A 25,879-nucleotide genomic window follows, 5' to 3' on the forward strand; every position below is an offset into this window, starting at 1 on the left:
CCCGGGGGTGGAGTGACGGACACCACATCGGGCGAGAGAGAGGAAATCCCTGATGAGACACAGCAGCTTCCGGCGCGGAGGCGTCGCGGCCGCGGTCGGGACGGCCCTGGCACTGGCCGCCACCGCCTGCGGCGGCGACACGGCGACGTCCGGCGCCGGTTCGGCCGGCGGCGTCCTGCGCGTCGTCCTGAACTCGCAGCCCGCGACCCTGGACCCGGTCGTCGGCGCCAGGTCCGACCAGTACGTCTGGGGCACCATCGTCGAGCCGCTCATCGGCACCGGCGACGACCTGGAGCCCGCCAAGGACGGCATCATCACCGACTGGGCCCGCGAGAACGACACCACCTGGACGTTCGAGGTCCGCCCCGGCGTCGAGTTCAGCAACGGCGAGAAGGCCGACGCCGCGGCCGTCGCGGGCTCGATCCTGCTCAACCGGGACGGCGAGAAGGCGATCCTCAAGTCCTATCTGGGCAACGTGGAGTCGGTGGAGGCGCGCGACGCCGACACCGTCGAGGTCAAGACGGGCACCCCGCAGTACAACATCCCGAACCTGCTCACCAACATCTTCCTGATGCCGCCGAAGTACTACGCGGAGCAGGGCACGGCGGGCTTCACCGCCCACCCGGTCGGCACCGGCGCCTTCGTGTGGAAGGAGCAGCAGCCGGGCCGCAGCATCTCGGTGACGGCCAACGACGCCTACTGGGGCGCGAAGACCGCGCTGCCGGGAGTCACCTTCACCTGGTCGCCCGACGCCGCCCAGCGCCTCGCCCTGCTGCGCAGCAAGGCCGCCGACGTGGTGTTCGACCTGCCGCCCGCCCAGGCCAAGGAGGCCGAGGACGCGGGCCTCGACGTGCAGCGCGTGAAGTCCGCGATGAAGATCGTCGGCTTCCTCCAGTCCGACAAAGCGCCGTTCGACGACCCGAAGGTGCGCGAGGCCGCGGCCCTCGCCGTCGACCGGGACGCGATCGTGGCGAGCATCTTCGAGGGCCAGGCCACCGCCGACGCCGGTCTGCTCAACGTCAAGCCCGACGAGCAGCCGACCGCCTCGGTGAAGGCCGATCCCGAACGCGCCAAGAGCCTCCTGAACGGCAAGGTCACCATTCCGCTGACCTACCCGGCCAAGAAGTACACCTACATCGACGAGGTCGCCCAGGCCGTCGGCGGGCAGCTCGAGGAGGCGGGGTTCACGGTCGAGTACAACCCGGTCGACTACGGCAGCCTCACCACCGAGGTCGTCACCCGCAAGATCTCCGGCCTCTACCTGTTCGCCGGGGTCCCGAACGTCGCGGCGCCCGACTACTTCGCGCACGGCTTCCTCACCTCCGACTCCATCACCGCCAACTGCGCGTCGCCGGAGTTCGACGAGCTCGCCGCCGCGGCGCTGGAGAAGGCCGACCCGGCCGCGGCGCAGCCGCTGTACGACGAGCTGAACACCAAGGCCGTCGTGGACGAGCACTGCTACCTGCCCCTGTACAAGCAGACCTTCAGCTACGCGACCTCCGGCGTCACGGGCATCGAGTACAACGCGCTGAACGCCGTCCTGTTCGACCGGGCGGAGATGCGGTGATGAAGGGCGACGACTTCCCCATCACGACCGCGGAGGAGGCCCCGGTCGTCGAGGTCGACGGGCTGACCGTGCGCTACCGCACCGGGGCCCGCACCCGGCACACGGCGGTGGACGGGGTGTCGCTGCGCGTCGAGGGCGGCGAGATCGTGGGCGTCGTCGGCGAGTCGGGATCGGGCAAGACCACGCTGGGGATGGCCGTCGCCGGACTCGGGCCGCGCACCGCGGGGGAGATCCGGGTGCTCGGCCGCGACCTCGCCGCCCTTCGGCCCGCGGAACTGCGGCGCCTGCGCCCGGAGGTGCAGGTGATCTTCCAGGATCCGCACGGCTCGCTCGACCCGCGCCAGTCGGTGCGCTCGGGCCTGCGCGAACTGCGCGGGCTCCAGCCCGAGCGCACCTCCTGGGTGAGCGACGAGGAGCTGATGGCCCAGGTGCGGCTCGCGCCGGACCTCCTCGGCAGGCTTCCGCACCAGCTCAGCGGCGGCCAGGCCCAGCGGGTGTGCATCGCCCGCGCGCTGCTCCTGCGCCCCCGCCTGCTGGTGGCCGACGAACCCACCTCCGGCCTCGACGTCTCGGTGCAGGCCGAGGTCCTCGGCCTCCTGCTGCGGCTGCGCGAGACGACGGGGGTGTCCGTGCTGTTCGTCAGCCACGACCTGTCCGTCGTCCGCCGGATCTGCGATCGCGTCTACGTCATGCTGCACGGCCGGGTGGTCGAGGAGGGCCCGGCCGCGCGCGTGCTGGAGGACCCGGTCCACGACTACACGCGCAGGCTCGTCGCCGCGGTCCCCGGCCGGCGGCTGCGCGCGGCGCACGCCGCCCGCGAACCCCAGAACACCGGGAGCCCCACATGATCCGGTTCATCGCCGGGAAGCTCGGCGCGGTCCTGGTCACCCTCTACCTGGCGCTGACGGGAGCGTTCCTGCTCGGCCGCCTGTCGGGCGACCCCGTCACCAACATCCTCGGGCCGTTCGCGACCCGGGAGCAGGCCGACGCGCTGCGCGCCACGCTCGGGCTCGACCGGCCCCTGATCGTGCAGTACCTCGACTACCTGGCGAGCACCGCCGTCGGCGACCTCGGCGACTCACTCCAGTTCTACCAGCCGAACCTCGGCATGATCTTCGACCGGCTGCCCTTCACCTTCCAGCTGCTCGGCGCGGGGATGGTGCTCGCCATCCTCGCGGGCGTGCCGCTGGGCGTCCTCGCGGCGACCCGCGAGGGCGGCCTGTGGGACCGGACGGCCTCCGCCCTCGCCGTCCTCGGCCAGTCGGTGCCGGTCTTCTGGCTCGGCATGATGCTGGTCGCCGTCTTCGCGGTGCGGTTCGGGCTGCTGCCCGCCGGGCAGGCGGGCGGCTGGCGCAACCTCGTGCTGCCCGCGCTGACCATGGCGATGTACCCGATGGCGCACATCGCCAGGCTCACCCGCTCGGCGATGGCCGAGGTGCTGCGCGAGCCGTACATCGCCGCGGTGCGGGCGCGCGGCCTCACCGGATGGCGCGTGGTCTTCGTGCACGCGCTGCGCAACGCCTCCCCGCCCGTCCTCACCGTCGTGGCCCTGCAGACCGGCATGCTGCTGTCCGGCGCCGTCGCGGTCGAGTACGTGTACTCCTGGCCGGGCCTCGGCTCGCTGGCTCTCCAGGCGATCCAGTTCCGCGACTTCCCGCTGGTCCAGGCGATCGTCGTGGTCGGGGCGGTCAGCTTCGTCGTCATCAACCTCATCGCCGACCTGCTCTACGCGGTCGTCGACCCACGTCTGAGGTAGCCGCCATGACCCTCACCACCCCGACGGAACAGCCCGTCCGCAAGGCGAAGACCGCCCCGATCGGCACCGCCCGGCGCAGGCCGGGCGTGCACGGCAGGCGCGGCGTCGTGCTCGTGGCCGCGCCGCTGCTGCTCATCGCGCTCGCCGTGCTCATCCTGCCGGCCACCGGCCTGCTGCCCGACCCCGACCGGCAGGACCTGGCGGCGGCGCTGCGCCCCCCGGTGTTCGCCGGAGGCGCCTGGGACCATCCGCTCGGCACCGACAAGCTCGGCCACGACCTGCTGGCGCGGCTCGTGCACGGCGGCCGGCTCACCCTGATGATCGGTCTGCTCGGCGCGGTCGTCGCGATCGTTCCCGGCACCCTGGTCGGCCTGCTCGCGGGCTACCGGCGCGGTCTCACCGACACCGTCCTGTCGCGGCTGATCGACGCCCAGCTGGCGCTGCCGTTCATCCTCATCGCCCTCTCCGTGATCTCCAACCGCGGAAGCTCACTCGGCGTGCTGCTCATGGTGCTCGCCCTCACGGGCTGGGCCCCCTGCGCCCGGGTCGTCCGCGCCTCGGCGATGGTGCTGCGCGAGCGGCAGTTCGTGCCCGCCCTGCGCGCCGCCGGGGCCTCGGAGACCCGGATCGTGCTGCGGCACCTGCTGCCGAACCTCGCCGGGACCGTCGTGGCCCTGGCGACGCTCCAGGTCGGCACCGCGGTCCTCGTCGAGAGCGCGCTCAGCTTCCTCGGCCTCGGCGTGGTCGCGCCCAGCATCAGCTGGGGCGCGATCCTCGCCTCCGGCCAGTCGCTGATCACCCAGGCGTGGTGGGTCGCGGCGCTGCCGGGCGTCGCCATCACCGTGGTGGTGCTCCTGGTGAACCTGCTGGGCGACGCCCTGCTCAGCCACTACGACCCGAGGAAGGGAGGGCACCGATGACCGCGGTGCTCGAAGTGGGAGGGCTGCGCGTCGAGGCCGAGACCGCGGCCGCCGACCTGCTGCTCGTCGACGGTGCCGACCTGCGCGTCGGGAACGGCGAGATCGTCGGGATCGTCGGGGAGTCCGGCTGCGGCAAGTCCACGCTCGTGCGCACCCTGATCGGGATGCTGGAGGGCAATGTGGCGGTCGCCGCGGGCGAGGTGCGCCTCGGCGGCGACAGGGTCCTCGCGCCCGGACACGACGTGACGGCGAGCGTGCGCGGCGCACGCGTCGGCACCGTGTTCCAGGACGCCGCCCGCTCTCTCGACCCCCTGTTCAAGATCGGCTACCAGCTTCGTGAGGTGCTGGCCAGGCACCGGCCCGGCCTCACCGCGGCGCAGGCCGCGGAGAAGTCGGCGGCGGTCCTGGGCCGGATGGGCATCACCGAACCCGACCGGGTGCTCGGCAGCTACCCGCACCAGCTCTCGGGCGGGCTGCGCCAGCGCGTCGCCATCGCCCTCGCGGTGATCACCGACCCCGAACTGGTGCTGGCCGACGAGTGCACCACGGCCCTGGACGTCACCACGCAGGCCGAGGTGGTCGCCCTGTTCCGCGACCTCGTGCGCGACACGGGCGTCGGCCTGGTGTTCGTGACCCACGATCTGCTCCTGGCCTCCGACCTCTGCGACAGGATCGCCGTCATGTACGGAGGTCAGATCGTCGAGGCCGGGCCGACCGCGCGGGTGCTGGAGTCGCCGCGGCACCCGTTCACCGCGGGGCTGCTCGCCTCGGTGCCGAGCCGGCACACCGAAGGGCCGCTCGTCGGCATCCCGGGTGCGGCCCCGCGGGTCACCACGGCGTTCCAGGGCTGCCGGTTCGCCGACCGCTGCGCCGCCGCCTCCGCCGCGTGCGCCGACGACGTCGGCTGGACGGGCGCGGACGACGAAGGCGTCAGATGCCGCCACCCGCTGGACGGTGCTCCGCACCCCCCGACCGGGCAGCCCCCGACCACCACAGACAAGGAAGGGCACTGACCATGGCGGGAGCGACGATCACCGCGTATGCCGTGTACCTGCCGGGATACGCGCTGTCCACGACCGATTTCCGGGCGGAGGCGGGATCCGGCGGACGCCGGGCCCGCTCCGTCGCGGCCCATGACGAGGACGCCGTGACGCTCGGCGTGGAGGCGGGCCGCCGCCTCGACGGCGCGGCCCGGGACGTCCCGGTCCTGCACCTGGCGACGAGTGAGCCGCCGTACCTGGACAAGTCGTCGGCGGCGACGGTCCACGCGGCGCTGGCGCTGCCGGCGAGCGTCGCGGCTCTGGACCTCACCGGCCTGCGGGCCGGGGCCGGCGCGCTGCGCACCGCTCTGGCGGCGGGCGGCCTCGCCGTCCTGGCCGACCGGCGGACCGACGCTCCGGGCGCGCCCGGCGAACTCGCCCAAGGTGACGCCGCCGCGGCGTTCGCGGCGGGACCGGACGGCCCGATCCGGCTGCTGGCCGCCGCGTCCGGCACGGTGGAACTGCTCGACAGGTGGCGGGCGCCCGGCGCGCCGCATCCGACGGTCTGGGACGAGCGCTTCACCGCGGGCATCCTGCGCGACCGCGCGCTCGACGCCGCCGCACGCGCGCTGGCGGACGCGGGCCTGGGGAGGGCCGACCATGTCGTCGTCGCCTGCGCCAACCCGAGGGCCGCGGCGGCCGCGCGGGCCGCGCTCGGCGGCGGAGCCGACGCCGAGGTGGAGGGCCTGACCGGGTACACCGGCGCGGCGCACCTCGGCCTGCTGCTGGCCGACGCCCTCGACCGGGCCCGTCCCGGCGAGACCGTTCTCGCGGTCAACGCCGCGGACGGCGCGGACGCGTTCGTCTTCGCGGTGGGGGAGGGGCTGGAGGCGGCCCGGTGCGGCCCGCGCGTCCGCGACCAGCTCACCGGGCGCGTCCCGCTGACCTACGACCGGTACCTGCGCTGGCGCGGCCTGTTCACCGTGCAGGGCCCGAACCGGCCGGACCCGGCGCCGCCCGCCGCACCGCCGATGGAACGCCGCCGCGCGTGGAAGAACGCCCTCGTCGCGGTCCGCTGCACGAAGTGCGCGGCGGTCACCGCCCCGCCCGGCCGGGTCTGCGCGGGCTGCGGCGCTCACGACGCCCTGCGGCCCGAGCCCCTGCGGGACCTGCCCTGCACCGTCGTCAGCCTCACCGAGGACCTCCTGGCGGTAGGACCGGACGGGCCGACGGTCCAGGCCGTCGTCGACGTCGAAGGCGGCGGTAGGCGTAGCGTGCACGTCGCCGACGTGCCCGAAGGGGGACTGGCGGTCGGCGACGTCCTCCGGCCGGTGTTCCGGAGGATCTCCTCCACACAGGGCGTCCACAACTATTTCTGGAAGGCACGGCCGATGGAGAAGGTGCGTCATGGCTAAGGGACTCGGCGACAGGGTCGCCATCGTGGCCATGGGCTGCACGCCCTTCCGCGAACACTGGGACAAGTCGGCCGACGACCTGCTCGTCGACGCCGTCACCGAGTGCATGGACGGCGTGCCGGGCCTGGCCCTCGACGACGTCGAGGCGTTCTGGGTCGGCACCCAGGGGTCGGGGATGAGCGGCCAGACCCTGGCCAAGCCGCTCGGCCTGCGCGGCAAGCCCGTCACCCGGGTGGAGAACTACTGTGCGACGGGCTCGGAGGCGTTCCGCAACGCGGCCTATGCCGTCGCTTCCGGCGCCTACGACGTGGTGATGGCGACCGGCGTGGAGAAGCTGAAGGACTCGTCGTTCTCCGGCCTCACCGCGACCTGGCCGCCGTCGGACGGCACCGATGTGGAGTGGACCGCGCCCGGCGGCTTCTCCCTCCTGGCCCCCGCCTACCGTGCGCGCTACGGCCTCACCGAGCGGGAGTTGCGCGACGCCCTCACGCACATCGCCGTCAGGAACCACGCCAACGGGGCGCTCAACCCCAAGGCCCAGTTCCGCAAGGCCGTCTCGAAGGAGGCGGTCGAGCGGTCGCCCCGGATCGCCGGGAGCCTCAGCGTCATGGACTGCTCCGGCGTCGCCGACGGCGCGGCGGCCGCGCTGATCGTCCGGGCGGAGGACGCCCATCGCTATACCGACCGACCGGTGTTCTTGAAGGGCATGGGCTTCGTCGCGGGGAACGGCGACGGGCTCAGCACCGACGGCTACGACTTCACCACCTTTCCCGAGGTCGTCCAGGCCACGGCGGAGGCCTACGCGCAGGCAGGGGTGACCCGTCCGCGCGAGCAGATCGACGTGGCCGAGGTGCACGACTGCTTCACCCCGACCGAACTCGTGCTCATGGAGGACCTGGGCTTCGCCGAGCGCGGCAGGGCCTGGGCCGACATCGTGGCCGGATCCTTCGACCGGGACGGGGCGGTCGCCGTCAATCCGGACGGGGGATTGAAGTCGTTCGGGCACCCCGTCGGCGCGACGGGCCTGCGCATGTTCTATGAGTGCTTCCTGCAACTGCGCGGCGCGGCCGGGGACCGGCAGGTCCCCGGTGCGAGGCTCGCCGTCGCCCAGAACCTCGGCGGCCAGCCCGGCTCCTGCGTCGCCTTCACCGCAGTCATCGGAAACGAGGCACCGTGAACGAGATCGACTTCACCGGACGGGTCGCCGTCGTCACCGGCGCGGGCGGCGGCATCGGCCGGGCCCACGCCCTGCTGCTGGCCGCGCGCGGCGCGTCGGTCGTGGTCGCCGATGTCGGAGGCGCCGAGGAGGTCGTCGCCGAGATCGAGAAGGCAGGCGGGTCGGCGGTCGCGGCGACCGCGAGCATCGCCACCGCGGAGGGCGGCGCCTCGGTCGTGGCGGCCGCGCTGGCGGCCTTCGGACGGCTCGACGTCGTGCTGCACAACGCGGGCATCCTGCGCGACGCCTCCTTCGCCAAGATGGCCGAAGCCGACGTCGCCGACGTCATGGCGGTCCATCTGGACGGCGCGTTCCACGTGCTGCGCCCGGCCTGGCCGGTCATGCGGGCGCAGAACTACGGGCGGGTGCTGCTCACCACGTCGGCGTCCGGCCTGTTCGGGACCTTCGGCCAGGCCAACTACGCGGCGGCCAAGGCGGGGCTCGTCGGGCTGATGAACGTCCTCGCCGTGGAGGGCGCGCGGCACGGCATCCAGGTGAACGCGCTGTCCCCGACGGCGGCGACCCGGATGACCGAGGGCCTCCTCGGTGATCTCGCCGACCGCTTCGACCCGGCGCACATCGCGCCCGTCGCCGCCTACCTGGTGAGCGAGCGGTGCGCGCTCACCCACCACATCCTGTCCGCCGGGGGCGGGCGCGTCGCACGGATCTTCGTCGGCACGACCCCGGGCGCCTACCTGGGCGCGGACCCGGCGACGCCCGAGGCCGTCGAGGCCGCGCTGGACGAGGTTCTCGACCTGGACTCCTACGTGGTGCCCGAGGACGGGACGGGCGAGGTCGCCCTCATCCGCCGCGCCCTGCTCGGCGAAGCCTGAACGTCCAAGACAAGATCGAAAGGTTGAATCCATGCCGGTGAGCGAAGTCCACCACGTCGCGGTGTCGGTGGCGGACCTGGAGCGGGCCGCCGCCTTCTACGAGAAGGGCCTCGGCTACCGAAGGACGCTGCGCGCCGAAGTGGGCGGGCCGGAGATGACGGCCTCCCTGCGGCTGCCCGACGGGACGCGCGGCAGGGTCCAGTACCTCCAGGGCCCGTCGCGGCTCGGCCAGCTCGAACTGATCGAGTGGGAGGGGGAGAAGCTGCCCGCGCGGCCGGTGGACCACCGCCGTCCCGGCGTGTTCCTGCTCAGCTTCCAGGTGCCCGCCGACGAACTGGAGGACCTGCACGACAGGCTGGCCGACCTCGGCGCCGAGTGCGTCTCCCGGCCGAACCGGGTGCTGCTGGAGAACTACGGCCATATCCGGGCGTTCGCCGCCTACGACCCGGACGGGAACCTCCTGGAGTTCGTGGCGCTGCCGACCCGCGAGGAGATCCTCGCCTACCGCGCGGCCGCGGCCGAGGGACCGGCGTGATCGGGCCGAGCGGAGTGGTGCGCAGGCAGGCCCTGCGCCGTGCCGCCGCCGTCGCGCTCGTCGACGACGGGCGCTCCTGGACGTACGCGGAGCTGGACCGGGCCGCCGACGCCCATGCGGCCGCCCTGCGGCGGGCCGGGGCCGCCCCCGGCGACGTCGTGGCGATCCTCGCGCGCAACCACGCGACCTTCGTGCTCGAGTTGATCGCGCTCGACCGGATCGGCGCGGTGTCGCTGCCGCTCAACTGGCGGCTGCACGCCGAGGAGCTGCGGTACGTGTGCGGGCACGCCGGGGTCGCGCTGGTCCTGGCGGACCTGGAGTTCCACGAGAAGGCCGAGGGCTGCGGCAGGGGTGTCGTGCACGAGGAGGGCACGACGCCGGAGGGCTGGCTGTCGCTGCCCGCGCTGCTGCGCGAGGCCGGGGGAGACCCCGCGATCCCCGACGCGGAGACCTCCGAGGACGGGGTCCAACGCGTCCTGTACACCTCGGGCACCACGTCCCGGCCGAAGGGCGTGACGCACACCCACGGGAACATCGACGCCAACCAGGTCGGCCAGATCCTGGAACTCGGCCTCACCGACGCGGACCGGACGATGGTGTCCGCCCCGCTGTTCCACGTCAGCGGCCTCGAGGCGCCGGGCCTGGCGACCCTTCGGGCCGGGGGCACGATGGTGATCGCGCGGAGCTACCGCGGCGAGGACATCGTGCGCCTCGCGGCGCGCGAGCGGGTGACCGGACTGGTGCTGGCCGCCCAGATCGTCCACGACATCCTGAAGATGCCCGACCTCGCCGACCACGACCTGTCGGCGCTGAGGTTCATCGTCTTCGCCGGGGTGCCGGAGGGCGTGCGCCGCGCGGTCCACGCGGCGTTGCCGCACGTCAGGCTGATCGACACGTTCGGCATGACGGAGCTGTGCAACGGCGCCTGCTACATGGACGCCGCCCACACCTGGACCAAACTCGGCTCCCAAGGCACCCCCTTGCCTTACGTCGAGCTGCGGGTCGCCGGGCCGGACGGCGCCGCGCTGCCGCCGGGCGAGATCGGCGAACTGCTGGTGCGGGGCCGCAAGGTGTCGCCCGGGTACTGGCGCGATCCGGAGGCGACGGCCGCGGCCTGGCGGGACGGCTGGTTCCGCACCGGTGACCTCGCCTCGCTCGACGCCGAGGGTTATCTGTGGTTCGTCGACCGGCGGGCCAACATGATCAAGTCGGGCGGCGAGAACGTCGCGGCGGCGGAGATCGAGCGGGTCCTCGCCGCGCATCCCGAGGTGGCCGAGGTGGCCGTCATCGGGGTGCCCGACGAGAAGTGGGACGAGGTCCCCAAGGCGTTCGTGCTGCCGCGCGAGGGCTCGGCGGTGGACGAGGCGGCGCTGCGCGCGCACTGCGAGGCGCACCTGGCGCGCTTCAAGGTCCCCAAGCACTTCGCCCTGGTCTCCGCACTGCCGCGCAACGACTCGGGCAAGGTGCTCAAGCGCCTGCTCACCGAGGAGGGCTGAGCCGCCGTGACCGCAAATCTCAGCAGGATCCTCGACTGGGCGCGGCATAGGTTCGCCGACAAGGACGCCCTCGTCTTCGAGGACCGCCGCTGGACGTACGCCGAGCTCCACCAGGACGTCAACGCGCTCGCCGCGGGCCTGCTCGCCCGCGGCGTCGGGCGGGGCGACCGGGTGGCCGTGCTGGCGATGAACCTGCCCGAATACCTGATCCTCGGGCTCGCGCTGGCCAAGACCGGCGCGGTCATGGTGCCGCTGAACCACCGCCTGCACCCCGAGGAGATCGCCGACGTCCTGGCACGGTCCGGCGCGGTGGGGCTCGCGGCGGAGACCGAGTTCGCCGAGACGGCCCGCGCGCTCGCCGACCGCCTTCCGCGCCTGCGCGTCCTGCTCGGCCTCGACGCGATGGGGGAGGGCTGGACCGGGGTCGGCGCGCTCATCGCGGCGCACCGGGGCGCGGAGGTGCCCGACGCGCACCTTTCCGACGACGACCTCCAGCGCATCCTGTTCACCTCGGGCACGACGAGCCGGCCGAAGGGCGTGCGGCTCACCCACGGCAACGTCAACGCCAACATGAACGCCCAGGTGGTGGAACTCGCCCTCACCCATCGGGACCGGGTGCTCAACTTCGCCCCGCTTTACCACGTGGGCGGCCTGGACATCCCCGGCTACGCCACCTGGTACGTCGGGGCGACGATGGTGCTGATGCGCAGGTTCGACGCCCGTTCGATCCTCGCGGCGATCGAGACCGAGCGGATCACCGGCATGGTGATGGTCGCGACCATGCTCCAGCTGATCCGGCGGCTCGGGCCCGACGCGGTCGGGGACACCGGGTCCGTCCGATGGATGATCTTCAGCCAGGTCACGCCCGCGCTCTTCCGCGACACCCTCGAGCTGTTCCCCAACGCGTCGCTCGTCGAGGGCTACGGCATGACCGAGACCTGCAACGGCGTCACCTACCTGGACACCGCGCACATGCTGAGCAAGCAGGGGTCGGTCGGCCGTCCCGTGCACGGGGTCGACGTGCGGGTGGTCGGCGAGGACGGGGCCGAAGTCCCGCCCGGGACCGAAGGCGAGATCGTCGTCCGGGGCGCGAAGGTCTGCCCCGGCTATCTCGACGACCCCGAGGCCGACGCGAGGGCGTTCCGGGACGGCTGGTTCCACACCGGCGACGTCGGCAGGTTCGACGAGGACGGTTACCTCTACGTGGTGGACCGGCTCAAGGACATGATCCGCAGCGGCGGCGAGAACGTCGCGGGGCCGGAGATCGAGGCGGTGCTCTGCGACCACCCCGGCGTGCACCAGGCCGCCGTCGTCGGCATCGCCCACCCGACCTGGGTGGAGGTCCCGGCGGCCGTGCTGGTGGCCGAGCCGGGCCTCGACCCCTGGGCCCTGCTCGCGCACTGCAACTCCCGCCTGGGGCGGTTCAAGGTGCCCAAGGCCCTCTACCTGGTGGACGAGCTGCCGAGCAACCCGTCCGGCAAGATCCTCAAGCGGGAGCTGCGGACGGGCCTGGCTCAGCTCGAGCCCGTCTGGGTGGAGGCCGGCACCACCCCGCCGCGCTGAAGGGCGCGCAGGAGCCCGAGCGTCTGGACGACCGCGAAGCGCTTCGCGGTCGTCCCCATGTCCGGCCACGGCCGGGGCCAGGAGAGCAGCGCGGCGATCTCCCAGGCGGTCCCGGCGCGGGCGGCGGCCCCGGTGACCTCCGCGAGGCGCGCACGGTGCGCGGTGAGCACCGCGCGGGCCCTTCGGGCGTGGTCGGCGATCGGGTACTGGTGGCCCGGGAGGACCAGGTCCGCACGCAGGCCGGCGATCCGGTCGAGGGAGGCGGCGAGGTCGGCGCCGGGGTCGTCGGCGGGCAGGGAGGCGGGCGCGAGCTGGGGCTCGCCGGTCGGCATCAGCAGGTCGCCGGTGAACAGCAGCCCGCGGCGGTGGTCGCGCAGGGAGATGTGGCCGTAGGTGTGCCCGGGGGTGTGCAGCACCTGCAGCGTGCCGCCGACCGCGTCTCCTTCGGTCAGCAGCAGATCGGGGACCAGGGACTCGCTGTGGGCGGCCAGCCGCCGGGCCGAGCGGAGCATCGGCGCGCGGTCGGCGTCCGGCACGCCCGCCCGCAGCAGGGTCCGTTCGAGCTGGTCGAGGAAGCCGCCGCGGACGGCGCGCTGGGTGGCGAAGCAGTCGAGCGGGTGGATCGCCACGGCGGCGCCGCCTTCCGCGCGCAGCCTGTCGGCGAGGCCGATGTGGTCGGGGTGGTTGTGGGTGAGCACCGTCGCGGCGACCTCCGAGGGGGCCGCGCCCGCCGCGCGCAGCCCGGCGAGAAGCGCCTGCCAGGCGTCCTCGGCGTCGAACCCCGCGTCGACCAGGACGAGGCCGCCCGGCGTCTCGACGAGGTACATGAACATGGAGACGAGCGGGCTGCCCGTGAGCGGGACGGGGATGCTCCAGACGCCGTCGGCGACCTGACGGGCCGGGGGAACCGAGCCGCGAGCGAAAGCAGCGCTTTGTTCGGTGATGAGCGGTATGGACATGTCCACGGCACCTCGCATAATCTGGGTCCGTCAAAAGATACCGAACGGTCGGCATTAATTTGAGGAGGAACGGGTGAGCGAGGAGCGCATCGGGTTCCGCTGGTGGGCCGAGGCCGAGCCTGACCGTCCCGCGATCGTCGACGCCTGGGGCGCGAGCCTCACCTACGGTGAGCTGGGCGCCGAGGTGAACCGGCTGACCCACGGCCTGCGCGATGTCGCGGGCCTGCACCGCGGCGACACCGTCGCCTGCGTCATGAGCAACTCCATCCGGATGCTGACGCTCTATCTGGCGGCCATGCAGAGCGGCGTGTACCTGGTCAACATCAACTACCACCTGACCGCCGAGGAGATCGCCTACATCGTCGACGACTGCGCGGCCGCCGTCGTCGTCTGCTCCCAGAAGTCAGCCGGCCAGACGGCGGCGGCGGTCGCGGGCCGGGTGCCCCTGTTCGTCGACGGCGCGCACCCCGCCGCGCGCCCCTTCACCGACCTCACCGACGGGCGGCGCGCGGACCTCCCCGCCGAGCGTCCCGCAGGCTCCCTCATGCTCTACACCTCCGGTACGACCGGGCGGCCCAAGGGCGTCAAGCGCCCGTTGCCCGAGGCCGACGCCGACGCGGGCGCCCGCACCTACAAGTGGCTGTTCGACGAGTACGGGATGGCCGACGCGTGCGCGGTCTGGCTCGTGTCCGCGCCGCTCTACCACTCGGCGAACCTCACCCCCGCGGCGGGCACGCTGCACCTGGGCGGCCGCCTCGTCCTCATGGACGGCTGGACCGCGGAGATGTTCCTGGAGACCGTCGCCCGGCACGGCGTGACCGGCACCCACATGGTCCCGACCCAGTTCCACAGGCTGCTGCGCCTGCCCGAGGCGGTGCGGGAGGCGGCCGACGTGGGCTCGCTGCGAGCCGTGCTGCACGGCGCGGCGCCCTGTCCCCGGCCCGTGAAGGAGCGCATGCTCGCCTGGTTCGGGCCCGTCCTCTACGAGTACTACGGCTCCACCGAGGTCGGCACCACCATCGCCCGCCCGCACGAGTGGCTGGCCCGACCCGGGACCGTCGGACGGCCCGCGTCGATCTCCACGCTGAAGATCTTCGACCCCGAAGGCAACGAGGTGCCCTCGGGCGTCGAAGGCACCGTGTACATGCGGCAGGGCGCCGACGTGGTCGAGTACCACAACGACCCCGAGAAGACCCGGCACGCCCGCAGGGACGGCCTCCTCACCGTCGGCGACCTCGGCTACGTCGACGCCGACGGCTACCTGTTCCTCACCGGCCGCTCCAGCGACCTCATCATCGTCGGCGGGGTGAACGTCTACCCCGCCGAGATCGAGGCGGCGCTGCTCACCCACCCGCAGGTGGCCGACGCCGGCGTGGTCGCCGCCGCGGACCCCGACCTCGGGGAGGTCCCCGTCGCGTTCGTCGAGGCGGTGCCCGGCCCGCTGGACGGCGCGGAGCTGCGCGCGTCGATCGCCGCGCACTGCGCCGGGAAGCTGGCGCGGGTCAAGTGCCCGGCCCGCCTTCACCTCGTCACCGGGCTGCCGCGCGACCCCAACGGCAAGCTCTACAAGGCCCGTCTTTCCGAGGACGCCGTGGCGGTCGCCGCCGACGGCGCCTCCGCGTGAAGCAGGAGTTGAGACTGTGGATTTCCGAGACAGCGCCGAGGACACGGCGTTCCGCGCGAAGGTGGGCGGCTGGCTGGACGCGGCGCTGGCCGACGTCCCGCAGCAGGACGGCCTGGGCCAGGAGGAGCGCGAGCACTGGTCGCGCGTCTGGCAGCAGCGGCTGTCCGACGGCGGGTGGACCGGCCTGTCCTGGCCCGTGGAGTTCGGCGGCCGCGGCCTCGACCCCCTCGCCCAGGCGATCTTCAACGAGGAGGCCGAGAAACGGGGCGCCCCGTACGCTCTGAACGGCGTCGGCTCGATGCTCGCGGGGCCGACGATCCTCGCGCACGGCACCGCGGCGCAGAAGGCCCGGTACCTGCCCGCGATCCTCGACAGCCGCGAGTACTGGTGCCAGGGCTTCAGCGAGCCCGGCTCCGGCTCGGACCTGGCGAGCCTGCGCACCGCGGCCCGCAAGGTCGACGGAGGCTGGCTGATCAGCGGCGAGAAGGTGTGGACGTCCAACGCCCACAACGCCACCCGGTGCATGCTGCTGGCCCGCACCGACCCCGCCGCGCCCAAGCACGAGGGGATCACCTACTTCCTCGCCGACATGCGCGACATCAAGGTCCGGCCGCTGGTCATGCTCAACGGCGACACCGAGTTCAACCAGATGTTCCTCGACGACGTGTTCGTGGCCGACGGGGACGTCCTCGGGCCCGTCGGCGGCGGCTGGAAGGTCGCGCTCACCACCCTCGCCTACGAGCGGGCGAGCATGGCGCTCAACCTGTGGGTGTGGGCGCGCCAGGCCGTCGACCGGCTCGCGGTGGTCGCCGCCGAGCGAGGGCTCGCCGCCGACCCCGGCGTGTGCGAGGCCGTCGGGGCGCTCGACGCCGACGCCGAGGCGGTGCGCATCGGCTCGCTGCGGATGATGTCGGAGATGCAGGCGGGGGCCGCGCCGGGGCCGGAGACGTCGGTGATGAAGCTGCTGTGGGCGGGGGTCGTGCAGGCCACCAACCGGTTCGCGGTGCGCCTCCAGGGCGCCGAGGGCGTGCTCGTCGACGGCCCGGGCGCGGCGGTCCGGCTGCACCACTACCTGCGGGCCCGCGCGCACACCATCGAGGGCGGCACCGACGAGGTGCAGAAGTCCATCCTCGCCGAGCGCGTGCTCGGCCTTCCCCGTTCGCGTTGAGACACCAAGGAGCGCAGGATGCCCGCGATCTTCACCCCTGAACAGCTCGATCTCGAGCGCACCCTGCTCGCCCTCGGGGAGCAGGGGCCGGTCCTCGCCCGCGCCGGGCACGAGCAGGGCTGGCGTGAGCCTTCGTTCGAGAGCGTCCTGATGGAGGACTACGGCCTCGTCGGGGTGCCCGAAGAGGCCGGCGGCGTGGGGTCGGGCCTGGTCGACCTCGCCGTCGCCGTGGAGGCGCTCGGCCGGAGGCTCGTGCCCACCCGTTTCGTCGCGCAGGCCGCGGCCGTCCAACTCGGCCTCGCGGCGGGGATCGACGTCTCCGCGGCCGTCGAAGGCGGGGCGCGCTGGTCGCCCGCGGTCGACGAGCCGGGCCGCGACGGGTTCGCGGACCCGGCCACCGACCTCGTCGACGGCAGGGTGCGCGGTGCGAAGACCCTCGTCGCCTTTCCCGAGGGCGCCGACGCGCTCGTGGTCTCCCTGCCGGGGCGCACCGCCCTCGTCCCCGCCGAAGGTGTGCTGGTCCGTGCGTCGCTCGACCCGAGCCGCCCCTACGGCGCGGTCTCTCTGGACACCGAGCCGCTGGCCGTCGGCCCTGCGGGGGACGGGCTGCTGCGCGGCGCGGTCCTCGTCGCCGCCGACCTGTGCGGGGTGGCGCGGGGCGCGATCGAGCTGGGCGCGGCCTATGCCCGCGAGCGCAGGCAGTTCGGCCGGCCCATCGGCGCGTTCCAGGGTGTGGCGTTCCAGCTCGTCGAGGCCTTCGTGGGGCTCAAGGCCGCCTGGGACCTCACCCTCTACGCCGCGTGGGCGGTGCAGGAGGGCGAGGCGGACGCCGCGGCCCACGCGCACGCCGCCAAGGCCCGCGCCGGCGAGGCCGCGGTGTTCGCGGCCGAGCGGGCGATCCAGGTGCACGGCGGCATGGGCATCACCCACGAGGCCGACCCGCAGCTCTACCTGCGCCGCGCCCTGGCCACCGAGCCCTGGTTCGGCGCCCCCTCGTGGCACCGGCGCGCGCTGGGCCGCATCCGCTTGGGCGGCTGACGCCCGCGCCCGACCGGGACGGCCTTGCCGTCGACCCGGTCGGGCACCTAACATACCGTCCGGTCGGAATTAATAAGGAGTGCAAATGAAGTTCGGGATCATGAACCTGTTCCCGGTGAGCGACGGCGTGTCCGACCAGCAGGTCCTGCGCGACACGCTCGAGGAGATCCAGATCGCCGACGAGCTCGGATTCGACTCGGTGTGGCTCGCCGAGCACCACTTCTCCAAGTACGGCATCCTCGGCAGCCCGCTCCAGTTCGGCATGGCCGTCGCCGAGCGCACCAAGCGCATCACCATCGGCACCGCCGTGCTCGTCCTGCCGTTCCACGACCCGCTGCGCCTCGCCGAGGACGTCGCGGCCCTCGACGTCATGAGCGGCGGCAGGCTCGTCATCGGGGTCGGGCGCGGCTACCAGCCGAAGGAGTTCGGCGGCTTCGGCATCCCCCTGGACCAGTCCCGCAAGCGCTACGAGGAGACCCTCGACGTGCTGCGCCTGGCACTCACCACGGAGAACTTCTCCTACCACGGCGAGATCTTCCACTACGAGAACATCACCACCTACCCCCGGCCGCTCACGCCGGGCGGACCCCAGATCCTCCAGGGGACCGTCTCGCCCGAGAACTTCCGGCAGCGCGGCGCGGTGGGCGAGCCGATCATCACCTCGCCGAACTTCACCCCGCTGACCCTGATGAAGCGCAACTTCGAGGCCTACCGCGACGCGAGCCTCGCGGGCGGCCACGATCCGTCCCGCCACGACCTGCCCTTCATGCAGCAGGTGTGGGCCGGGCACGGCGAGGAGGGCCTGCGCGAGGCCGCCGCGGCCGCGCTGGACTACTACCGGTCCGTCGGCAAGGTGATCCCCGGCTCCGAGGAGGCGCTGGAGGCCGAGCGCGGCTACTACGAGAAGGTCGCCGCGAACATCAAGCTGCTCACCCTGGAGCAGACCCTCACCCACGGTGGCAACTTCGGCTCCCCGCAGCGGGTCGCCGAGACCGTCGCCGAACTGCGCGACCAGCTCGGTATCAACCACTACATATCCTGGATGCGCATTCCGTCGCTGCGCCGCGAGGAGGCCCTGCGCTCCATGGAGACCTTCGCCGCCGAGGTGATCCCGCAGTTCCGCGCCGCCGGAGCGCCCGGCGAGACGGCCACGGAGAACGCGGCCCCGGCCGGAGCGGCCGTCTGATGCGCGTCGGAATCTTCCTCAGCGCCCAGTTCGACCCGGACACAGACCCGTCCGCGGGGCTCGCCGCGATCACCGAGCAGGCGGTCCTGGCCGACAGGCTCGGCTTCGACACCGTCTACCTCGGCCACCACTACCTCGCCCACTCGGCCTTCCTCCAGCCGCTCCAGCTCGCGGGCTACCTCGCCCACGCCACCGAGCGGGTGCGGATCGGCTTCGGCGTCCTCCTCGCGCCGCTGCACAACCCGATCGCGCTGGCCGAGGAGCTCGCCACGCTCGACGTGCTGAGCGGCGGCCGGATCACCGTCGGGCTCGGCGCGGGATACCGCAAGCGCGAGTGCGCGGCGTTCGGCGTCGAGTGGGGCGACAGGATCCGGCGGCTGCGTGAGTACGTCCCGTTGCTCCGCGCGCTGTGGGCGGGGGAGAAGGTCACCGCGGAAGGCAGCTGGGGCAAGGTCGAGAACGCCCACCTGGCGCTGCGACCCGTCCAGGCCGGCGGCCCTCCGCTGTGGATCGGCGCCTTCGCCGACCCCGCGATCAAGCGCGCGGCACGCCTCGACGCACCATGGCTCATGGGTCCCGAGGGCGGCGAGGAGGCCATCGCGGAGCGGCTCGCCCTCTACCGCGACGAACTCCGCGCCCACGGGCACTCCCTGGACCGCGCCTACCCGATGAGCCGCGAGGCCTGCGTCGCCCCGACGACGGAGGGAGCGGTCGCGCTCGTCAGGCCGCACCTGGAACGGCAGTACTCGGGCTACAAGTCCTGGGACACCGCTCAGGGCATCGATGTGGACCGCTACATCGCCGAGGACTGCCTGGTCGGCGACCCCGCCCGCGTCGTCGAGCGGATCCGCGGCCTGGAGCGCGTGCACGGCATCACCCACCTGTCGCTCCGGCTCCAGTTCATGGGCATGCCGCACGACCAGGCCATGGCGCAGATCCGCAGGTTCGGCGAGGAAGTCCTCCCGCACGTCGGCTGAGCGACGAGACGAGAACAGAAGGAGTCTGAAGTGAACCTCGCTCGCGACCTGGAACTCCGCGCGGCGGAGGCCGGCGCCCGCACGGCGCTGACCCACGAGGACGGTCGAACCTGGACGTTCGCCGAGCTGGACGGTGAGGCCGGCGCGGTCGCGCGGGCCCTCGCCGGGCACGGCGTCGGCCGGGGCGACCGGGTGGCCATCTACACCCGGAACGGCCCCGACATCGTCCGGGTGCTCTACGCGGCCTGGAAGCTCGGCGCCGTACCGGTGACGATCAGCGGCCTCTACAACGGCGCGGAGCTCGCCGAGTCCCTGGGCAAGACCCGGCCCCGGCTCCTCATCGCCGACGACCACGACCTGGTCGCCCTCGACGAGGCCGTGGCCAGGACCGGCACCGCCGCCCTCGTCGTCGACGGGGCGCTCGCGCCCGGCCGGACCGCGCTCGGCGCCGGCGCGCCCGAGACCGTCTCCGCGGTGGAGGTCGCCGCCGGGGACGAGGCGTGCATCCTGTTCACCGGCGGCACGACCGGCAGCCCCAAGGCGGTCAGCGTGACCCACGGCGGGGTCCAGGAGTCCCTGGCGCGCCTCGCCCGCGTCTCCACCGGACGCGAGGGCCCCTACCCGCCGGTCGCCGAGGGCGTCGCGCCGAACCTCATCGCGCTGCCGCTCTTCCACAGCGGCGGCCAGCACTCCCTGCTCTTCGCCTTCCGGGTGGGGCGCTCGGCCGTGCTGTGGGACCGCTTCCGCGTCGAGACGCTGCGGCGCCTCCTCGCCGAGCACCGCTTCGACAACCTCTTCCTGCTGCCGACGATGCTGTTCGACCTCGTTCACGCCGAGGAGGCGCTGGACCTGTCGACGGTGCGCTCCGTCCTCATCGCGGGCCAGGCGCTCGGCCCGCACCTGCGGCGCAGGTTCGAGGAGCGGTACGGCGTCCCCATCGTCATGAACTACGGCTCGACGGAGACGGGGCACGTGGCGGGCTGGACGTCGGCGGACATGCGCGCCGGGCGGTGGAAGCCGGGTTCGGCGGGGCGCGTCTACCCCGGTGTGGAACTCGAACTCCGCGACGACGACGGTGCCGCCCTGCCCCCGGGCGAGCCCGGCGAGATCGTCGTGCGCAGCACCATGGCCAAGGGCTACGTGGACGACGCCGAGGCGACCTCCGAGCTGGTGCGCGACGGCTGGGTCCATTCCGGCGACATCGGCTACGTCGACCCCGACGGGGTGCTGTTCCTCGTCGGCCGCAAGCGCGACATGATCAAGTGCGGCGGGTTCCAGGTCTGGCCCGAGGAGATCGAGGAGGAGCTGCGCGCGCACCCGCTCGTCACCGACCTCCGGGTGATCGGCGTGCCGGACGAGCGGCTCGGCGAGATCCCCCGCGCCGAGGTGGTGCGGGCCGCGGACCCGGCGGTCGCCGACGACGCGCTCGCCGCGGCCCTGGTGGCCCTGTCCCGGGAGCGCCTCGCGCACTTCAAGGCGCCGCGCGAGGTGGTGTTCGTCGCGGCGATCCCGCGCAGCGCCACCGGCAAGGTGAGCCGGACCGGCGGCGCCGCGGCGCCCGTCACGGAAGGGGCGGCCCGGTGAAGTTCGGCATCATGGCCCCGCACCAGTACCCGTTCGAGGACGACCTGCGCACCCGGTTGCGGGAGCTGACCGGCCTCGTCGAGCACGCCGCGGACCTGGGCTACCACTCGGTCTGGACGATCAACCACTTCCTGTCCAACCTCGCCACCCCGCAGCCGATCTCGATGATGGCGCGGCTCATCGAGTGCAGCGGCGAGATGCGGATCGGCAGCGGCATCCTGCTCCTGCCGCTGTTCCACCCGGTGCACGTCGCCGAGGAGTTCGCCACCCTCGACCAGCTCTCCGGCGGCCGGGTGTCCCTCGGCGTGGCGGCGGGCTACCGGGAGCACGAGTTCCAGGCGCTCGGCGTGGACATGGACGGCAGGTTCCGCAGGCTCGACGAGGGCGTCCGGCTGATCAAGGCGCTGTGGTCGGGTGAGACCCTCGACTTCGAGGGCGAGTTCACGACGCTCAAGGGCGCCCGCTGCGGGGTCCCGCCGCTCCAGAAGGGGGGCCCGCCGATCTACATCGGCGCGGGCGGCAAGAAGGCGGTGCGCCGCGCGGCCCGGTTGGGCGACGGCTGGTACGCGCCGGGGAACTCGCCCAATCCGCGGTACCTCGCCGAGCACACCGCGGTGTACGACGCGGCGCTGGCGGAGTACGGCAGGACACCCGTGGACCGGCCGATCGGGGTCGAGCTGTACTGCGCCCCGACCACCGAGCGGGCCGTGGCCGAGGCGCTGCCGCACGCCCGCCGCGAGTACTACTCCTACGCGGAGTACCCCGCGCTGAGCTGGCAGCGCGACAGGTTCGACGAGCTGGTGCGGCACACGCTGCTGCTGGGATCGCCGGAGCTGCTCATCGAGCGCATCCGCGAGTACGAGGCGCTCGGGTTCGACCACCTGATCTTCCGGCCGATGTGGCTGGGGATGCCGGTGGAGGACGCCAGGCGCTCGCTCGAGCTGTTCGCCCGCGAGGTGATGCCCGCCTTCGCCTGAGGGCGGGCGCCACCTCGTGGCCCCTTGACAGTGACCCATGACACCTCGTACATTCCGACCGGACGGTATGAAGAAGGGCTGAGAGATGAAGAAGACCGAAGCTGAGCTGCTGTCCCAGCAGTGGGACGCCGACAACATGATCCTCGACGAGGAGCTGCTGGAGAAGTACGTCAGGTACGACGTCGACCCCGAGCGGGCGGTCGCCACCATCACCTTCGACCGGCCCGAGACCCTGAACGCCATCCCCGTCGCCGCCTTCGAGCGCGTCGGCGACCTGGTGCGCGAGGCCGAGACCGACGACCGCGTGAAGGTGATCATCTTCAAGGGGGAGGGGCGGCACTTCGGCACCGGCGCCGACGCCGCGGAGCTCGGCCATTACATCGGCTACCGCAGCGGCACCGACAAGGCCTCGCGTCGCCGCCCCGCCCAGCGCCAGCGCATCCTGCCCGACCGCAACGTCCTCACCTCGGGCTTCACCCGCCCGATCGTCGAGTCGCTCAAGGCGACGATCTGCCAGGTCCAGGGCTACTGCTACGGCGGGCACTTCCAGATCGCGCTGTCGTGCGACATCGTCATCGCCACCCCCGACGCGCGGTTCACCCACCCGGCCTTCCGCTACCTTGGTCCGGCCCCCCAGGACATGTACCACTGGATCGAGAAGCTGGGCCTCACCAAGATGAAGGACCTCATGCTCACCATGCGCCCGCTCGGCGCCGAGGAGGGCGAGCAGGCCGGCCTGGTCACCAAGGTCGTGCCGCACGAGGAACTCCAGCAGTGGGTGGACGACTACGCCGAGGCGATCGCGGTCACCCCGCTGGACTCCTTGATGATGGGCAAGGCCATGATGCAGGTCGTCATGGAGGCGCGCGGCAAGGGTCTCGGCGCGATGACGGGCTGGGTCGGCCACGGCTGGGCGACCAACGTCTCCTTCGAGGACGGGGACTGGAACTTCCTCAAGCAGCGCCGTGAGAAGGGCATCGCCAAGGCGCTGGCCGACCGGGACAACATGGTCGCGCCCTACTTCCGGCTGAGCGAGCGCCGCTCCCGCGACGGCGGGCAGGGCTGACCTTTGCGCTTCGGGATCCTCCTCGACCACCAGTACGCCAAGGGCGAGGACGTCCGGGCGCGGATCGGCGAACTCGTCGAGCTCGTGCAGCATGTGCGGGACGCCGGATACGACTCGGTCTTCGGCGTCCACCACTACCTGTCGAACCTGGCGACCCCGCAGCCGCTGCCGGTGCTCAGCCGGATCGTCGAGCACAGTGGGGACATGGCCCTCGGCACGGGCATCCTCATCCTCCCGCTCGGCCACCCGGTGCACTGGGCCGAGGAGGTCGCCACGCTCGACCAGATGTCCGGCGGACGGTTCGTCCTCGGGGTCGGCGCGGGCTACCGCGAGGACGAGTTCGCCGCCTTCGGCCTCGACCTGAAGCGCCGCTCGTCGCGGATGTTCGAGGCACTGGAGGTGATGGAGAAGCTTTGGACGGGTGAGCCGGTCCACCACGAGGGCGCGCACTTCCAGCTCGACGGAGTCCGGTGCAGCGTGCTGCCTCATGGGCGGCCCCGGCCGGAGATCTGGGTCGGCGCGAACGGGCCGCTCGGCATCCGGAAGGCGGCCCGGCACGGCTACTCGTGGCTGGCGCCCTCCAACGTCAAGCGGAACTGGGCGGTCGGCAACCTGGAGACGCACCGGCAGGAGAGCGGTCCCGCCGGAGCGTCGCTCACCCGGCCGATCCAGCGGGACCTGTGCCTCGCCGACTCCCGGGAGGAAGCGTTCGCACTGGCGGGGGAGTACGCGCGCCGGTCCTATTCCTCCTACGTCGAATACGGCATGGACTACTTCGAGACGATGTGGCAGGAGCTCTGCGACAAGGCGCTGTTCTTCGGCACCCCCGAGGAGATCACCGCCAAGATCCGCGACTTCGCCGCCGCGGGCTTCGACCACTTCGTCTTCCGCGTCCAATGGCTCGGCTGCCCGCCCGAGGTGTCCCACGGTATCGTCGAGCGGTTCGCCCGTGAGGTCATGCCCCACTTCAAGGAGTCGCCCCGATGACCGATGGCATGCGGCTCGGCCATGTCCTGCTCCCCGTCGCCGACCTGGAGGCCGCGCTCGCCTTCTACCGAGACGTCCTGGGGCTCACGGTGAAGTTCCAGGACGGCGACCGGTACGCCGCACTCGACGGCCGGGGGGGGAGCACCATCGCCCTGGCCGCCCTCTCCGAGCAGCCCGTGGCGGGCCTTCCGGCGCTGGGCCTGAAGGTCTCCGATGTCGCGGGCACCGCCGCCGCCTTGCGCGCCGCGGGAGCACCGGTGGGCGAGGTCACCGAAGGCGGCCACGAACGGCGCGCGGTTCTGCGCGACCCCGACGGCAACGTCCTCGTCGTGTACGGCCCGTCCTAACGGACGATCCGGGCACGTCCGGAGGAGGCGGAAGGAGACCCGGTCTCCTTCCGCCTCCTCCGTTCGGCCTCGGCTTGACCTTGATGAAGGTTGAGGTTCTACGGTCGCGGTAATCCGAAGGAGGTTGCTCGTGACCGAGAAGAAGCTACGGCTGGTGGTCGTCGTGGGGAGCGTGCGCGGCGGAAGGCTGGGCGGGACGGTGGCCGCGTGGTTCGCGCGGCGGGCCGCGGAGTTCGGCGGGTTCGACGTGGACGTCGTCGATCTGGCGGAGGTCGACCTGCCGCTGGTGTGGCCCGCGTACGGGGAGGAGCCGCCGCCCGGGGTGCGGGCGGTCAGCGAGCCGCTGGCCAGGCGGTTCGAGGAGGCCGACGCCTTCGTCGTCATCACGCCCGAGTACAACCACAGCTACCCCGCGGTCCTCAAGAACGCCATCGACTGGCACCGGAGGCAGTGGTTCGGCAAGCCGGTCGGCATCGTCTCCTACGGGGGGCTGTCCGGAGGGCTGCGCGCGACCGAGCACCTGCGCGGGGTCTTCGCCGAACTGCACGCGGTGACCGTCCGCGATACCGTCAGCTTCCATGACGCGTGGGGCCATTGGGACGAGGCGGGCACCTGGCCGAAGGACCCGAAGGCCTGCGACGCCGCCGCTGAGACCCTGCTCGTGCAGCTCACCTGGTGGGCGCGGGCGCTGCTCGACGCGAAGGCCAAGAGCCCGTACCCGGCCTGACCTCCGGAGAGGCGCGAGCCCGCTCGCGCCTCTCTCGCGGTCCAGCGCACGATCTTGATGTGTTCCCCGACACCTTCGCCCGTTGGTTCGTTGCATCGGACAAGTCGCCGATTTCGGCCAAGTACTGCAAGGACTGTTTCTTAGTAATTAAGGTGACTCCTGCTTGTTTGGTCCGTTGCAACAGAGCAGTGAGGTGGCGAGCAGTCCATGAAACGATTTGCCGGCAGGTCGGCGCTGTCCGTAGGTGTCGCCGCGGGGCTCGCCTTGACGGCCTCCCCCGCGCTGGCCTCCCCGGGGGGCCCCGGCGTAGAGGCCGTCGTGGTGCGGCAGGGCACGGTCTCGGGGAGCGAGCTGATCGCCCAGGCCGCGCGTGAGGGCACCCCCTACAGCGCGGCGGAGGCCGCCGCCATCAAGAAGGCGCCCTGCCGATGGGTCGAGCGGCAGGCCGGCTACCGCAAGGGCAAGAAGGGGTACTGGTACTTCTGGGTCAAGGAGCGCCTGAACTGGTGCTACGACGGCGCCGAAGTGGTGTCGGCGAAGGCCAAGTACCGCAGCTACACCCGCAACAAGAACGTCTACCGCTGGCGCGGGTGGTCCAAGAAGAAGCTCGTCCACACCGGTTCGTGGAGTTCGGTCACCGCCCGCGTGAAGGGCAAGTTCTACTACACCGGCGACGGCCGCACCTACAAGCCGTGGGCCACCATCACCGGTCGCTACGACGGCTCCGCCAGCTGGTGGTCCGCCTCCAACTGACCTCCGCCGCCCGCGCCTGACGCGCGAGCGGCCCACGCGCCCGCGGCGCTCCCGGCCCGATGCCGGAGCGCCCGGGCGCTTTCGCGTTCCCGGAGGAGGGCGGCGCACCTCGCCCGCCACGCGGCGGTGGACCGCGGGAAGCCCGGCGTGGCAAGGCTCGCAGCGGTGGAAAGGGGTTGATCCGAGGAGTTGGGGGCTCCTAAGT

At 72.6% G+C, this 25,879-nt stretch carries 24 protein-coding genes; 23 read left to right on the forward strand and 1 reads right to left on the reverse strand.

Annotation, left to right across the window (positions count from 1 at the left end; translation table 11 throughout):
• Positions 1–52 precede the first annotated feature (52 nt).
• From EDD29_RS16505 to EDD29_RS16555, 11 genes are read left to right on the forward strand one after another with little or no spacing between them, the layout of a single operon-like run.
• Positions 53–1,567: an ABC transporter substrate-binding protein gene (locus tag EDD29_RS16505; RefSeq protein WP_123665258.1), complete on the forward strand. Its 1,515-nt coding sequence runs from the start codon at positions 53–55 to the stop codon at positions 1,565–1,567.
• A complete protein-coding gene (locus tag EDD29_RS16510) occupies positions 1,567–2,415 on the forward strand; it encodes an ABC transporter ATP-binding protein (RefSeq protein WP_123665259.1) in 849 nt (282 codons plus the stop codon). The genes EDD29_RS16505 and EDD29_RS16510 overlap by 1 nt, the downstream gene beginning before the upstream one ends.
• Positions 2,412–3,323: an ABC transporter permease gene (locus tag EDD29_RS16515; protein ID WP_123665260.1), complete on the forward strand. Its 912-nt coding sequence runs from the start codon at positions 2,412–2,414 to the stop codon at positions 3,321–3,323. Before EDD29_RS16510 ends, EDD29_RS16515 begins: the two co-directional genes overlap by 4 nt.
• Before the next feature lie 5 nt (positions 3,324–3,328).
• Complete coding sequence (locus EDD29_RS16520; RefSeq protein ID WP_123665261.1) at positions 3,329–4,243, forward strand: ABC transporter permease; 915 nt, start codon at positions 3,329–3,331, stop codon at positions 4,241–4,243.
• Positions 4,240–5,256 carry an ABC transporter ATP-binding protein gene (locus EDD29_RS16525; RefSeq protein ID WP_123665262.1) on the forward strand — a complete coding sequence of 339 codons (1,017 nt, stop codon included), beginning with the start codon at positions 4,240–4,242 and terminating at the stop codon, positions 5,254–5,256. The genes EDD29_RS16520 and EDD29_RS16525 overlap by 4 nt, the downstream gene beginning before the upstream one ends.
• Positions 5,257–5,258: 2 nt before the next feature.
• The gene (locus EDD29_RS45475) at positions 5,259–6,638 is read left to right on the forward strand and encodes a hydroxymethylglutaryl-CoA synthase (RefSeq protein ID WP_170201434.1); all 1,380 of its coding nucleotides are present in this window, start codon (positions 5,259–5,261) and stop codon (positions 6,636–6,638) included.
• Positions 6,631–7,815, forward strand: coding sequence for an acetyl-CoA acetyltransferase (locus EDD29_RS16535; RefSeq protein WP_123665263.1), 1,185 nt, complete (start codon positions 6,631–6,633; stop codon positions 7,813–7,815). The genes EDD29_RS45475 and EDD29_RS16535 overlap by 8 nt, the downstream gene beginning before the upstream one ends.
• Positions 7,812–8,687, forward strand: a complete 876-nt coding sequence (locus EDD29_RS16540; RefSeq protein WP_123665264.1) for an SDR family NAD(P)-dependent oxidoreductase — start codon at positions 7,812–7,814, stop codon at positions 8,685–8,687. Before EDD29_RS16535 ends, EDD29_RS16540 begins: the two co-directional genes overlap by 4 nt.
• Positions 8,688–8,718: 31 nt before the next feature.
• Positions 8,719–9,222, forward strand: coding sequence for a VOC family protein (locus tag EDD29_RS16545; protein ID WP_123665265.1), 504 nt, complete (start codon positions 8,719–8,721; stop codon positions 9,220–9,222).
• Complete coding sequence (locus tag EDD29_RS16550) at positions 9,219–10,718, forward strand: class I adenylate-forming enzyme family protein (RefSeq protein ID WP_170201435.1); 1,500 nt, start codon at positions 9,219–9,221, stop codon at positions 10,716–10,718. The genes EDD29_RS16545 and EDD29_RS16550 overlap by 4 nt, the downstream gene beginning before the upstream one ends.
• A gap of 6 nt (positions 10,719–10,724) precedes the next feature.
• Positions 10,725–12,281, forward strand: a complete 1,557-nt coding sequence (locus EDD29_RS16555) for a class I adenylate-forming enzyme family protein (protein WP_123665267.1) — start codon at positions 10,725–10,727, stop codon at positions 12,279–12,281.
• Here EDD29_RS16555 and EDD29_RS16560 read toward each other — a convergent pair.
• The gene (locus EDD29_RS16560; protein ID WP_170201436.1) at positions 12,233–13,240 is read right to left on the reverse strand and encodes an MBL fold metallo-hydrolase; all 1,008 of its coding nucleotides are present in this window, start codon (positions 13,238–13,240) and stop codon (positions 12,233–12,235) included. The genes EDD29_RS16555 and EDD29_RS16560 overlap by 49 nt on opposite strands.
• A 73-nt stretch (positions 13,241–13,313) precedes the next feature.
• Here EDD29_RS16560 and EDD29_RS16565 point away from each other — a divergent pair, with 73 nt between their 5' ends.
• The 12 genes from EDD29_RS16565 to EDD29_RS16620 all read left to right on the forward strand — a co-directional run bounded on the left by EDD29_RS16565 (position 13,314) and on the right by EDD29_RS16620 (position 25,674).
• On the forward strand, positions 13,314–14,864 hold the full coding sequence (locus tag EDD29_RS16565) for an AMP-binding protein (RefSeq protein ID WP_123665269.1): 1,551 nt from the start codon (positions 13,314–13,316) through the stop codon (positions 14,862–14,864).
• A gap of 16 nt (positions 14,865–14,880) precedes the next feature.
• A complete protein-coding gene (locus EDD29_RS16570) occupies positions 14,881–16,032 on the forward strand; it encodes an acyl-CoA dehydrogenase family protein (RefSeq protein ID WP_123665270.1) in 1,152 nt (383 codons plus the stop codon).
• A gap of 18 nt (positions 16,033–16,050) precedes the next feature.
• Positions 16,051–17,070 carry an acyl-CoA dehydrogenase family protein gene (locus tag EDD29_RS16575; RefSeq protein WP_123665271.1) on the forward strand — a complete coding sequence of 340 codons (1,020 nt, stop codon included), beginning with the start codon at positions 16,051–16,053 and terminating at the stop codon, positions 17,068–17,070.
• Between the two features lie 85 nt (positions 17,071–17,155).
• Positions 17,156–18,256, forward strand: a complete 1,101-nt coding sequence (locus tag EDD29_RS16580) for an LLM class flavin-dependent oxidoreductase (protein WP_123665272.1) — start codon at positions 17,156–17,158, stop codon at positions 18,254–18,256.
• Entirely contained in the window at positions 18,256–19,233 is a 978-nt protein-coding gene (locus tag EDD29_RS16585) for an LLM class flavin-dependent oxidoreductase (RefSeq protein ID WP_123665273.1), read from the forward strand. The genes EDD29_RS16580 and EDD29_RS16585 overlap by 1 nt, the downstream gene beginning before the upstream one ends.
• A gap of 30 nt (positions 19,234–19,263) precedes the next feature.
• Positions 19,264–20,817: a class I adenylate-forming enzyme family protein gene (locus EDD29_RS16590; RefSeq protein WP_123665274.1), complete on the forward strand. Its 1,554-nt coding sequence runs from the start codon at positions 19,264–19,266 to the stop codon at positions 20,815–20,817.
• A complete protein-coding gene (locus EDD29_RS16595) occupies positions 20,814–21,794 on the forward strand; it encodes an LLM class flavin-dependent oxidoreductase (RefSeq protein ID WP_123665275.1) in 981 nt (326 codons plus the stop codon). Before EDD29_RS16590 ends, EDD29_RS16595 begins: the two co-directional genes overlap by 4 nt.
• A gap of 85 nt (positions 21,795–21,879) precedes the next feature.
• A complete protein-coding gene (locus EDD29_RS16600) occupies positions 21,880–22,860 on the forward strand; it encodes an enoyl-CoA hydratase/isomerase family protein (protein WP_123665276.1) in 981 nt (326 codons plus the stop codon).
• Positions 22,861–22,863: 3 nt separating this feature from the next.
• Positions 22,864–23,847, forward strand: coding sequence for an LLM class flavin-dependent oxidoreductase (locus EDD29_RS16605; RefSeq protein ID WP_123665277.1), 984 nt, complete (start codon positions 22,864–22,866; stop codon positions 23,845–23,847).
• A complete protein-coding gene (locus tag EDD29_RS16610; protein WP_123665278.1) occupies positions 23,844–24,194 on the forward strand; it encodes a VOC family protein in 351 nt (116 codons plus the stop codon). The genes EDD29_RS16605 and EDD29_RS16610 overlap by 4 nt, the downstream gene beginning before the upstream one ends.
• 130 nt (positions 24,195–24,324) lie before the next feature.
• A complete protein-coding gene (locus EDD29_RS16615) occupies positions 24,325–24,921 on the forward strand; it encodes an NADPH-dependent FMN reductase (protein ID WP_123665279.1) in 597 nt (198 codons plus the stop codon).
• Between the two features lie 207 nt (positions 24,922–25,128).
• Positions 25,129–25,674: a hypothetical protein gene (locus tag EDD29_RS16620; protein WP_148085984.1), complete on the forward strand. Its 546-nt coding sequence runs from the start codon at positions 25,129–25,131 to the stop codon at positions 25,672–25,674.
• The last annotated feature ends 205 nt before the right edge of the window (positions 25,675–25,879 follow it).

This window comes from Actinocorallia herbida (assembly GCF_003751225.1).
Lineage (GTDB): Bacteria > Actinomycetota > Actinomycetes > Streptosporangiales > Streptosporangiaceae > Actinocorallia > Actinocorallia herbida.